The sequence below is a fragment of the Priestia sp. FW507-14D1A genome (assembly GCF_058781295.1).
In genome coordinates this window covers 138,992-151,297 of sequence record NZ_JBYSWQ010000002.1, presented here as the reverse complement: position 1 = coordinate 151,297, position 12,306 = coordinate 138,992, and the positions used below count along the sequence as shown (strand labels likewise).

At 36.9% G+C, this 12,306-nt stretch carries 11 protein-coding genes; 9 read left to right on the top strand and 2 right to left on the bottom strand.

Annotated features, from left to right (window positions below):
• Positions 1 to 64: 64 nt before the first annotated feature.
• Positions 65 to 1,108: a Delta(5) desaturase DesA gene (gene desA, locus AC3WJG_RS09215; RefSeq protein ID WP_013082402.1), complete on the bottom strand. Its 1,044-nt coding sequence runs from the start codon at positions 1,106 to 1,108 to the stop codon at positions 65 to 67.
• 223 nt (positions 1,109 to 1,331) lie between these two features.
• Here desA and AC3WJG_RS09210 point away from each other — a divergent pair, with 223 nt between their 5' ends.
• The 9 genes from AC3WJG_RS09210 (at position 1,332) to AC3WJG_RS09170 (ending at position 10,824) form a co-directional block, all read left to right on the top strand.
• Complete coding sequence (locus AC3WJG_RS09210) at positions 1,332 to 1,727, top strand: ribosomal maturation YjgA family protein (protein WP_028408036.1); 396 nt, start codon at positions 1,332 to 1,334, stop codon at positions 1,725 to 1,727.
• A gap of 158 nt (positions 1,728 to 1,885) precedes the next feature.
• The gene (locus AC3WJG_RS09205; protein WP_098332317.1) at positions 1,886 to 2,440 is read left to right on the top strand and encodes a hypothetical protein; all 555 of its coding nucleotides are present in this window, start codon (positions 1,886 to 1,888) and stop codon (positions 2,438 to 2,440) included.
• Between the two features lie 262 nt (positions 2,441 to 2,702).
• Positions 2,703 to 4,205, top strand: a complete 1,503-nt coding sequence (cls, locus tag AC3WJG_RS09200; RefSeq protein ID WP_060746028.1) for a cardiolipin synthase — start codon at positions 2,703 to 2,705, stop codon at positions 4,203 to 4,205.
• A gap of 35 nt (positions 4,206 to 4,240) precedes the next feature.
• On the top strand, positions 4,241 to 5,095 hold the full coding sequence (locus AC3WJG_RS09195; RefSeq protein WP_014460878.1) for a DUF1206 domain-containing protein: 855 nt from the start codon (positions 4,241 to 4,243) through the stop codon (positions 5,093 to 5,095).
• Between the two features lie 84 nt (positions 5,096 to 5,179).
• A complete protein-coding gene (locus AC3WJG_RS09190; RefSeq protein WP_028408039.1) occupies positions 5,180 to 5,401 on the top strand; it encodes a spore germination protein in 222 nt (73 codons plus the stop codon).
• Between the two features lie 157 nt (positions 5,402 to 5,558).
• Positions 5,559 to 7,064 (top strand): glycosyl hydrolase family 18 protein, encoded by a 1,506-nt coding sequence (locus AC3WJG_RS09185; protein ID WP_492588167.1) that lies wholly within the window; start codon positions 5,559 to 5,561, stop codon positions 7,062 to 7,064.
• 288 nt (positions 7,065 to 7,352) lie between these two features.
• Positions 7,353 to 8,555, top strand: coding sequence for a macrolide family glycosyltransferase (locus tag AC3WJG_RS09180; protein ID WP_028408041.1), 1,203 nt, complete (start codon positions 7,353 to 7,355; stop codon positions 8,553 to 8,555).
• A gap of 45 nt (positions 8,556 to 8,600) precedes the next feature.
• The gene (galU, locus tag AC3WJG_RS09175) at positions 8,601 to 9,509 is read left to right on the top strand and encodes a UTP--glucose-1-phosphate uridylyltransferase GalU (RefSeq protein WP_337133407.1); all 909 of its coding nucleotides are present in this window, start codon (positions 8,601 to 8,603) and stop codon (positions 9,507 to 9,509) included.
• Positions 9,510 to 9,612: 103 nt separating this feature from the next.
• Positions 9,613 to 10,824, top strand: coding sequence for an MFS transporter (locus AC3WJG_RS09170; protein ID WP_337133406.1), 1,212 nt, complete (start codon positions 9,613 to 9,615; stop codon positions 10,822 to 10,824).
• Positions 10,825 to 10,934: 110 nt separating this feature from the next.
• On the opposite strand, the gene AC3WJG_RS09165 is transcribed toward AC3WJG_RS09170, so the two are convergent.
• Entirely contained in the window at positions 10,935 to 12,158 is a 1,224-nt protein-coding gene (locus tag AC3WJG_RS09165) for an MFS transporter (RefSeq protein WP_060746744.1), read from the bottom strand.
• Between the last annotated feature and the right edge of the window lie 148 nt (positions 12,159 to 12,306).

Here is a 12,306-nt window from a genome sequence, read left to right as displayed (position 1 = left end):
CGAAATAAGTTTAGAGAGATAGATAAAACAGTCAAGCTTCTGAAAGCTTGACTGTTTTGTTTTATTAAAGTTCTGCTTTTGTTTGAGATGAAATTCTGCTTGCTTTTGGTGCAGCTGAGCGTGTTTTTATTTCTTTAAAGCTCACAAACATTTTGTTTTCTTCATCCCATAGACGGAACCGAAGAGAGCGAAGACTTGTTGCGAGTGTAATGGTTGGTACATTTTGAAGAGGCTGTGTGTGTTGATGAACAGCTTCAAGCTTATAGTTGGGCACTCTTGGGCTTAAATGATGTACATGGTGAAACCCAATATTGCCTGTTAGCCATTGCAATAGTTTTGGAAGCTTGTAAAATGAACTTCCTTCAACGGCTGCTTTTACATAATCCCAGTGCTCATCTTCTTCAAAATAGGAATCTTCAAACTGATGCTGTACATAAAACAGCCAAATTCCAATGGAACCTGAAATGAAGAAAATCGGTCCTTGAATTAATAAAAATGCCTGCCAACCTACCAACCAGCAGGTCGCTGCTGCTAATGCAACGATCAATACATTTGTAAGATACGTATTCATTCTTTCTTGTTTCTTCGCATTTTTTTGATTGAATCGGTTTGTAATCAAAAATACATATATAGGTCCCACGCCGAACATAATGAACGGGTTACGATAGATACGGTAAGCAATTTTTTTCCAAATAGAAGCTTCTTTATATTCTGTTACGGTTAAGACCCAAATGTCACCCGTACCTCTTTTATCTAAGTTGCTGCTTGTTGCATGGTGAATTGCATGGCTATGTCCCCATTGACTGTAAGGGAACATCGTTAAGACACCGGTAATGGTTCCGAGAATTTTATTGTGTTGTCTACTTTTAAAGAAAGAGTAGTGACAACAGTCATGAAAAATAATGAATATTCTTACTAAAAATCCTGCTGCGATAACAGTTAGCGGAAATGCTAAAAAATAAGAAATTGAAAGGCTCTCATAAGCGAGAAACCACAGTGTGAAAAAAGGTAAAAAAGTATTAATCAATTGTCTTATGCTGTCTTTCATTACTGCTTTTTCAAAAGGTGCAACTTGTTTTCGTAAATTCTTTTGTTTTTGTATAGTCATATGAAATTCCTTTCATCACCGTATATTACCCTCAGTATAAAGAGATTTTTCTGACTATTTAAGACATACGTGTCATATAGAAACTATGACAGTTGTCATATATACGTAGGGGGAAGCTGTAAAAAATGAAAAAAAGCGGTATTTAACAGTCTGCGGTTCTGATAAAATTATACAGTGAAGGCTTAGTGCTACGGAGTATTTAAGAAGAAAAAAGGAGTTTGAAATGAATAAAAGAAATAGATGGGTATATCTTCTTCTAGCTTTTGTGATCATGGGAGCAGGCCTTTTATCAAGAAAACTTACCGCGTATCTTCCTCACATCGTAAATATATATGCGGGAGATTCGTTATGGGCCTTAATGATTTTTGTCAGCGCGGGTTTTTTATTTCCTGCATGGAAGACAAAAATGATTGGTATGTTTGCTATAGTGTTTTGTTACTTTATTGAATTTACACAGCTGTATCACGCTCCGTGGATTGATGACATAAGAAAGACTGCGCTAGGAGCGCTCATTCTGGGGTATGGCTTCTTATGGAGCGATATACTGGCTTATTCGATTGGAGTCGGAGTAGGAATGAGCTGGGAATATTATAGATATCGATTTAAAAGATCCGTCTAGCAAATACGGTTCAACGAATCTTAGAACTCAGCTGAGGATGGAATAAGCCGTAAGGTTATGAAGCAGGATGTATATACATAAAAATAAACTTATGCATAAAAATTTTTTACTTAAAACCAATTGTTTATTCGTTAAACGAGAGGAAGAGAGGGGATTATTTGAACTTAATAGCCTGGATGATTATTGCATGTGAAATCGCTTTTTGGATAGTCATCGTTTTAGGATTAGCAACAAGGTATATGTTTAAAAAACAAAAGCTCAGTTTTTTTATTTTAGCTCTAACACCTGTTGTTGATTTTTTTCTTCTGATTGTGACGAGCGTAGACCTTTACGGAGGTGCTACAGCGACGTATGCTCACGCTATTGCAGCCGTGTATATTGGAATTTCGATCGCTTTTGGAAAAAGTATGATTCAATGGGCAGACGAACGCTTTCAATATTATGTGATGAAAAACGGAGAAAAACCTCGTAGACGCTATGGAAAAGAATATGCAAAGCATTATTTTAAGTCATGGATACAGCATCTTGTTGCTTACGCCATTGGAGCAACTCTTTTAGCGGCGATGATGTATATAGTACCAAATGGAAAAACCAACGTGCTGCAAAATGTAGTGGAATTTTGGACAGTTATTGTAGGAATTGATTTCTTATTATCTCTTTCTAATTTCGTTTGGCCTAAAAAAGAAAAAGAGTCCGGTTATACCAACTCATAAAAAGGCATCTTCATGTGTGAAAAATCAGCGAAAAAACCTCCCCGCAAGGAGGTTTTTTGTTTTACCATCCAGGGTATAGGTATATGAATGATGCTTGTCTGAGGTAGTTCAGTTTAGTTGCTTAAGCGGCTAAACTGCTTTTTGTGCAAATATATGTACATTTTATGTAGCATGCATGATAAGAATTCTGTGTATTCCATATACTACCTCATATGAAAGATAGACAAGTGATACAATACAGTTTGTTTTTAGGAGAGCTTTTATGAAAAAACGCCGGTTGGACTTTATTTTTTTATTTATTATTTTACTTTCAATTTATGCTTTCTTTTTTACCTCTATTGATGTTCATTGGAAGTATGCCTTAGTTGGATTATATGGTGTCATCATTTTCATTTGTATGTATTCACTTATGCTTGAAAATCGAACGCCTGAAAGTACGTTGGTTTGGATGTATGTCCTCTTTTTCTTTCCTGTTGCAGGCTTTTTCTTTTATTTGTATTCAGGACAGCTCTATTTAAAGGGGCATATGTTCAAAAAAAAGCGTATGCATAACCGAGAGATGCTTAGAAAGATGGCAGACAAAGAAACGACGCCTGATCTATCGCCGCTTCAATCTCATCAGCGTTACTTTGCTCAGTATCTTCAATGTGTATCTTTGACGAAGATGAATGTTCATACAAAAACCTACGTCCTTAAGAACGGGCAAGAAACGTTTAATGAAATCAAAAAGCATTTGCAATCAGCAAAACAGTTTATTCATATGGAATACTATATGTTTCACTCGGATTCTCTAGGAAAAGAAATCATTGATATTCTAATAAAAAAAGCAAGCGAAGGTATAGAAGTGCGCTTTACATTCGACACAATGGGAAGTTTTACACTATCGGGTTCAGATATTAAACGAATGAAAAAAGCGAATATTAAAGTGCATCCTTTCTTACCTATTAAGTATGGATTTTTCAACCAAAAATTTAACTTTCGAAACCACCGTAAAATAGTCGTAATTGACGGGGAAGTAGGTTTTGTAGGGGGATTGAATGTTGGGGATGAGTATCTAGGAAAAAACAAAAAAATTGGTTTTTGGAGAGATACTCATCTGATGCTAAAAGGAGAATCTGTTCAAACCTTGCATTCGATCTTTATGTTCGATTGGGAATACGTTTCTGGAGAATGCTTAATTAACAATGAAGCATATACAAAGCCTCATCCTGTCGAAGGAGAAGGCTTTGTGCAAGTGGTGGCGACGGGGCCGGATACGCAGGAAAATATGAGTGATTATTACTATACTATGATTACAAGCGCGACGAAATCAATCTGGATTTCAACCCCTTATTTTGTTCCAAATGAAGCCATAAGAACCGCCCTTCGTATTGCAGCTAGAAAAGGCGTAGAGGTACGAATTATGGTACCAGAAATTAATGACGGCTTTCTGACTCAATATGGAACGAGGTCATATTTTGCTGAACTTCTTCGATGTGGAATTGAAGTATATTCGTATAAAAAAGGGTTTTTGCATCAAAAAATTGTGATTATAGACGGAGATATGGCTTCGGTCGGTACTGCAAATATGGATATGAGAAGTTTTCATCTGAACTTTGAAGTTAATGCATTTTTAATTGAAGGAGAGACAATTCAAACGCTCATCAAAAATTACGAAGAAGATATTGAAGACAGTCATTTGATCAAACCAGTAGCATTTTACAAGCGAAGCTTAGTAGAACGTTCGAAAGAGTCATTTGCACGCTTATTTTCAGGTGTTTTATAAAATAAAGTTTGTTTTCAAAAAGCAGGAGGAAACGTATGGGTGAATCTCCATTTGTTAAAAAAGATACGTTTGGTCGAAAGTTACATCGCTTAAAAGAACGTACTAAGCCATTTGTCGTGCGTTTTTCACGGTTTGGTCATGTGGCTCAAGGTGTGGTCTATTTTATCATCGGTATATTAGCGATTCAGACGGCTTTCGGATTAAAAGGCGATTTAGTTACTTCTCAAGGAGCCCTACACACAATTGCAAAGCAGCCGTTTGGCTTTTTAATTTTAATTGTTTTAGCAGTAGGTTTAAGTGGATATGCGTTTTGGCAAATCATTTCTGCTATTTTTGATCCTCACCACGTCGGGCATGGGGTAAAAGGCGTTTTTACTCGTTTAGGCTATTTAGTTGTAGCCACGTTTTATATTAGCCTTTGTGTGAGTTCGGTAAAAATTTTGCTTCATGCTCACGTTCATACGTCAGGTAAGCATTATCAAACGGTATCAGCCAAGCTGTTATCTTATCCCTTTGGGCAAACCATCATTGCGCTTACAGGTATCGGCGTTATTATCTTTGGGATTGGACAAGTATATTGGGCTCTTTCAGGACGATTCCTAAAAAAACTAAAGAAAAACGAAATGTCAAAAGAAGAGTGGCGATGGAGCGGACATATTGGAAAAGCAGGTATTATTGCTCGAAGTATCGTCTTTGGCATTATTGGTTTCTTTCTTATTCGCACGGCTCTTCAAGCGGATCCAGACGAAACGAAAGGGTTAGATGGAGCCCTTGCTGAAGTAGCACAGCGTCCTTTTGGGTCTGTACTGCTGGCTATCGTATCAATCGGACTTATGGCATACGGAGTATATATGTTTGCAGAATCAAGGTATAAACGAATCGATCCTTAATAAAATTAAAAAGATGAAAAAGCTACTTTTTAGCTTTCTGCTCATATCCTATAGCATATAGATAATGAACAGGAGGAGAGGCAGATGCCATCGGTAGTAGGAGCCGTAAATATCTCGAATGTATTGGTTTCATCTTCAGTGGAGTTTGGTGATTGTCTGGCTATTAAGCCAAAAAGTACAGCTTTTACAACAGTCGGTTCTGGCAGCGGGAACACGGGGAATTTTATGAATATTACAAGCAGTTCCAGTACCGCTAATACAATTGATATGGATATTAAGGATCAAAATCTAGTGGGAAATGCATAAGAAACGAAAGCTTATCGTCATCGGACGGTAAGCTTTTTTATTTGAATTTTACGTATACCCAGACGTTTCTTTACCACAATGTACCTCTAGGATTCTATCTTATAGGAGTAGTAAACTAGACAGGTGATGTCAAAAAGTGGGGAGGCGAAATTATAAAATGAAGAAAATATGTATGAGCCTGATCGTTCTCTGTCTTTTCAGCGGAGGATTGGCCCCGATGAGTAAAGGAGCCGCTGCTTCTTCAGTGGGCACTGTCAAAGGTGACAACGTAAACGTATATCGTTCTCCTTCCTTGCATTCTTCTGTTATGCAGACAGTGAAAAAAGGAGAAGAATTTCCTGTCATTTCATCTGAAGCTGGAGATGCAGCTCAGGTTACTACTCATACGGTAGTGTCGGGAAATACACTATGGCTACTAGCTAAGCAATACGGTGTAACAGTCAGTGATCTAATAAAACAAAATCAGCTAAAAAAGACGGAGCTGATTCCAGGGCAAACGCTGAAAATACCGCCAAAAGGCTTGTTACATAAAGTAGTATCAGGAGATACGCTTTGGAAAGTCTCCGTAAAGTACGGTGTAAAAGCGAATGAATTAACAAAGTTAAATCAGCTATCCTCAACAAATATTAAGCCCGGACAAATGCTTATTATTCCTGATTACTATGTACAAGTACAGCTTTTGGAAGGGAAAAAGGGCTGGATCAAAAAATCTGATTTAGCGCAAAAGAAGCATCAGCCTGTAGTTATGGGTTGGAGCTTTAATGAAAAAACAGCAGGCTACACAGAATCGATGAAACAAAAGAATTTAGACGTTGTTTCACCTCGTTGGTTTACGCTAACGTCGAATGACAAAGTTGTTTCATCTTCTATAAATGAATCATATGTTCAAACGGCTCATAAAAACGGCAAAAAAGTCTGGCCGCTTATTGGTAACAATTTTGATGATGCACTTACAAGTGATGTGCTGAGCAACAAAGCAAAGCGGCAAAAGCTTGTATCGTCAGTAGAAAGTTCGCTAGTAAAAACAAACAGCGATGGGATCAATGTTGACTTTGAAAATATTAATATTAAAAACAAACAAGATTTTGTTTTATTTATTAAAGAATTAAAAGCAGCGTTAAAACCTCATGGTATGACTATTTCAGTAGACGTAACAAGAGAAAATAATGATCCTTTTTGGTCGGGAAGCTTTGATAGGAAACAGATTGGTCAAGTGGCAGACTATGTCATTATGATGGGATATGAAGAACACTGGGGAGGAAGTCAAGTTCCAGGATCTGTTGCTTCACTGCCTTGGGTGAAAGAAGGTACACAACTTCTTATGAAAGATGTACCTGCACACAAAATCCTGCTGGGAGTTCCTTTTTATACGCGAGAATGGAAAACGGACCTATCGACCAAAAAAGTTGTCACAAAAGACTTAACGATGAAAGAAGCAGAAGCTGTTATCTCTTCTAAAAAGTTAACTAAAAAATGGGATAGCCAATCCTCACAGTACTATGTAGAATACACGGAAAATGGTACGAAGCATCAAATATGGCTCGAAGACAAAGCATCTATGCAGCGCCGGGTTAATTTGATTAAGGACTATCATTTAGGCGGAGCGGCAGCTTGGTATATTGGTTCAGAAACATCAGATATATGGGAGTTATACAACTTTTAAATAAAAAACACACCTCTTGCTTGATTTAGAGAGGTGTGTTTTTTTATTTGAATCATAATGAAACGCATACATCTATTTACAAACGAGATAAATTTTACAATATTTGTTTTTCTTGAGTTAATTTATAACTATATTCCAAAATGAGCCTATTTAACCTTTTTTTAGTTGAAAACGCTTAATGACTTTACGATAAAGATAATTTATAGTAAATTCAGTTTCTATACAATAAATTTACTAAATGAACAATTAAGTGATTTAATTATTAACTAAGTGAAAGGAATGAATGTTATGGGAAATGTATTAGTAATAGGATTTCCAGGTGAAGGGCATGTGAATCCTTCTTTAGGAATTGTAAAAGAATTGATGGCTCAAGGGGAAAAGGTCGTCTATTACGGTATTGAAGACTATGCTGAAAAAATTCGAAAATCAGGCGCGGAATTTCGTGAATATGAAGATTTTCGTCCAAGTCTTGATATGAGCAATCGAATGACCCAAGAAGAGTCTTATGATCGCTATGAAGTAATGAATTTGTTTTTAAATGAATCTGAGAATATTATTACTAAAATCATGAGTGAAACAAAGCACGAAACATATGATTATGTACTTTACGATTATCACCTTTTAGCAGGTTCCGCTGTGGCCGACCTTCTTCAGCTTCCGAAGGTTTCTCTTTGTACGACATTTGCGTTAGATAAGGAGTTAGCAACTTGTATGATGCCAAGTGGTCAAACAGAACCTGACCAATCTTCCTTTTATCCTCAATTCGAAAAATCATTAAATAAGTTCAACAACCAATATAATACTGAGTTAAAAGATTCCATTGACATTATGTCGAATCCAGGGGATATTACGCTAGTATTTACGTCAGAATTCTTTCAGCCAAACGTAGCTGAATTTACGAGTGAGTACAAGTTTATTGGTCCTTCAATTGTTAAACGACTAGATATTGAAGATCCTTCTTACTTACAAAATGAAAATGAAAAAATTATTTTTGTTTCTATGGGAACTATTTTTAATCAGCAGCTAGAAATCTATAACTTATGTGTAGAAGCATTAAAAGATTTTAAGGGTAAAGTTATTTTATCTATTGGTAAAAATACAGAACCTGAAGAATTAGCACACATTCCAGAAAACTTCGTTGTGAAACAATATGTGCCTCAGCTGGAAATTTTAAAACGCGCGGATTTATTTATTACTCACGGCGGAATGAACAGCAGCAGTGAAGGTTTATACTACGATACGCCGCTTGTCGTTATTCCAATGGCAGTGGATCAATTTATGGTTGGCGATCGCGTGCAGAAGTTAGGAGCAGGTGTAAAATTAGATAAAAATAATGTATCTGCTGAGCTAATCAAAAATACAGTTAACGACGTTTTAACTACTCACACATATAAACAGCACGCACAACAAATTGGAGAATCACTTCGCTCAGCGGGAGGATACAAGCAAGGCGTGAAAGAAATTTTCAATGTGGTGCCTGTTAAAGCGTAATAGATGTAAGGCAGCTAGATAACTAACAGAGAGGAGTAAATAATTATGAAGACTATAAAAAAAGCAGTTATACCAGCAGCAGGGTTGGGCACTCGTTTTTTACCCGTTACAAAATCTATCCCAAAAGAAATGCTTCCAATTGTAAATAAACCCGTAATTCAATTTATTGTAGAAGAAGCCTTAAAATCAGGAATCGAAGATATTTTAATTGTGACAGGAAACGGGAAACAAGCAATTGAAAATCATTTTGATCACAATATTCAACTAGAACACTTGCTTCATCAAAAAGGAAAAACTGAACTATTAGAAGAAATGGAGCAAATCTCTGAACTAGCGAACATTCATTACGTGCGTCAAAAAGAAATGAAGGGGCTTGGCCACGCGATTAACTGCGCTCGACAGTTTATTGGAAACGAACCGTTTGCAGTTTTACTTGGAGATGACTTAACAGATCCAGACCAGCCTTGTTTAAAACAGCTGATTGACCAGTATAACCAAACGGGATCGTCGGTTATCGGCGTACAGCGCGTCGAGGAAGAATCCGTTCACCGCTACGGGATTATAGATCCAAAAGCAAATAAAAACCGATTATACGAAGTGAATGGTTTTGTAGAAAAACCATCAGTCGAAGAAGCTCCGTCTAATTTAGGAATTATTGGACGCTATGTATTTACACCTGACATTTTTGATTATCTTGAAACACAGGAAGCTGGAAAAGGCGGGGAAATTCAGCTAACGGATGCTATTCAGCGTATGAATATGGACCGTTCTATTTATGCTTACGAATTCGAGGGTGAACGTTATGATGCAGGGGAAAAATTAGATTTTATTTTTACGACTCTTGCTTTTGCATTAAAAGATGAAGAATTAAAAGTACCTCTTTTGACCAAATTCAAAGAACTTATCAGCAAAGAAGAACAAAAAGAAAAAATTGCTGTACAAATTGGAAAATAACCTTCATTTACACACCTTTCTTCTACTTTTTCTTGAAGAAAGGTGCATTTTTTTGCGGAAATTGAACGTTTGACAGCTGGATAGAAAGGGTTGAAATGAGTTTATGTCGAAAACAGAAAATTCGTTTGTATCAGGCATAAAGATTGTATTTACAGACCGGGATTTTCGAACGATTTTTATTTCATTATTTATTATTGGATTATCTGTCGGCGGCTTTATGCCTTATTTAACGGTTTGGGCAACAAATACATTGCATGCCACTTCTTTTCAAGCAGGATTTTTATTTGTGCCAATGAGCATTATTGGTTTAATCGTATCGTTTTATTTAGCTTCGTTATCAGACAAATGGGGGAAACGAAAGCCATTTATTATTTGGGCGTTACTGATTGGAACCATTTCAAGAGTGCCGTTAGCGTTTACGCATTCTTATACAATAGCACTCATTTTACTTGCTATAGGAGGGTTTAATGCGTTTTCTTTTTTCTTTGCCCTGCTGAATGATTTTATTGTTAAAAAGCAAGAAAGCAAATCGCAGGCAGGTACGATTACTGGTACCGTGCGAATGGCTTTTTCACAAGGCTATATTTTTGGACCTATGCTTGGCGCTTTAATTATTGACAACGGAGGGTATACTCTTTTATTTTTATTATCAGGGTTGTTATCGCTAGCAACTTTAGGGTGGGTTCTTTTTGCACTTAAAGAAGACAGTATGCTTCAAACTTCAGCTCATGCATCTTCAAAAGCGCCAGCCGGTATACCTTCTGTGTTAATAGCTGTATTCGTAGCAGCTCTTTTCATTTTTGCGGGTGATTCCGGGCGTTCTATGTATTTGCCGCTCTACATAACGGATACGTTAAAACAATCCGTTTCGATTGTAGGGATTCTCTTTACCGTTACATCTGTTTTTGAGCTAGTATTTATGCCGTTAGGGGGCTATTTTTCTGATAAGATCGGAGTTAAACGATTCTTTGTTATTGGAATTGCTTGCCAAGTGCTTTATTTTGTTTTAACGAGCCTTCATTTACCACTTAGTGGATTAATTGCGCTTCAAGTATTTTATGCTTTTATTCTATCCGCTACGATGGGAGTTGGAATGGTGTATGCTCAGTCACTGGCTCCGCGCCAAATTGGACTAGCCACGACGGCGTATATGACCGCTATACAAACTTCAGCAGTTGTCAGCAGCTTAGCTATGGGGTCACTAGTTAGCGTGATTCCTTTGCCTTCTACTTTTTACATTTTAGCTGTTTTTGCAGTTGTTTCAGGTGTGATGTTTCTATTTATGAAGCAAAAACCAGCTGAGGAAATGAGTTGAGAAGTTAAGAAGAGAGTGAGACATACCTTCACCACAACAAAAAAACGAACCATTGATCAATGGTTCGTTTTTTTACTTTTTCTAAAATACTTTTGCCCCAGCTTCTTTTTTTATGATGCTGTTTCTTGAATTTGTTCGCTGCGATTTTTATTTAAAATTTTGCGGTAGCGGTAATTAACAAAAGCGGCAGCCGCCATACCTACTACTGAAAGCATTGCATCAAAAATAAAGATGATTGAAATATGTCCCGTTTTAGACATGAGCCCTGTTGCTAAAGGCAATAAAATTGCAGCTAATCCAGCAGCGGTCGCTACAATTCCCGTAACCGTTCCTTTTTTGTTCCAGAAAAGCTCGGTCATAACGGTAATCGCTAATTGAAAGACCCCAGCCGTAGAAAATCCCATGAAAAAAGCAGCTGCAATTGCAATAGCAGGTACTTTAACAAACAGAAGCGTAAGTACGGCTATAAGGGTAATCATCGGGTAAACGAGAATAACCGTTACAGGACGAAGCACTTTGCTTAACAATACAGCTAATACTAAAACAGAGATTAACGCTCCGATGCTGTAGTAGCTTAAAAGGCGGACCGAGGTGCTTTCGGCCATACCTAATACTTGTTGACCATAAGTAGGGAGCCAAATTTGAGCCACCGTAAAAAGCGCTGTAGAAGTAAATCCAATCACAATAAGAGCAATTCCTTCTTGTTTCATTTTAGGAGCAGAGATAAATTTATTCTCTGCTGTATTTTGCTGTTGTACTGTACTCTGTTCGCGTTTATGATTGGGAAAAGGCAGTTTGAACATAAAGATCATATTTAGTAAATAAATAAGAGCAGGAAGAAAAAAAGCATACCCATAAAATAAATCACGATCTGCAAAAAAAGCAATCATAAACGGAAGAAGCGCTGCTCCTGCTGAAATAAATGCTTTTACAAGAACACTGGCTGAACCTGAAGATTTAGGAAAGACCTCAATCAAAGCAGGATACGTTCCAGCATCCATAGCAGAGTTTGCAATACCAGCAATAATGGCAAAGATAAAGGCTGTTTGATAATTTGGCGATAATGGAATGCCGATTAAAAAAATAGCCATCGTCAGAGATGAAACAATAATCAAAGGCTTTCGTCCGAATTTATCAGACAAGATGCCTGATAGAGAATACGAAAGCAATTTTCCAATTCCAATAGCAGAAATAATATAGCTGATTCCAGCACCGTCGGTATTTAATTGTTTTGTCAAAAATGACATATTTGATGCAAGCATGATATTTACCATGCCAAGTAGAAAGTAGTTAATATACATACCTGAAGCTGACAGCATGTACTTATTTTTCATCGTTTACACATCCTTACGTAAAAAAGCTTATATGAAAGGGATAAAAGTAGCACCCGTTCCTCCTTTTTTCTTCGTTATTTATAAACCTACTTCCATGATAAGTTTACGAAGACATTACCTTTACCTTTTATCATTATATTTATTTAGT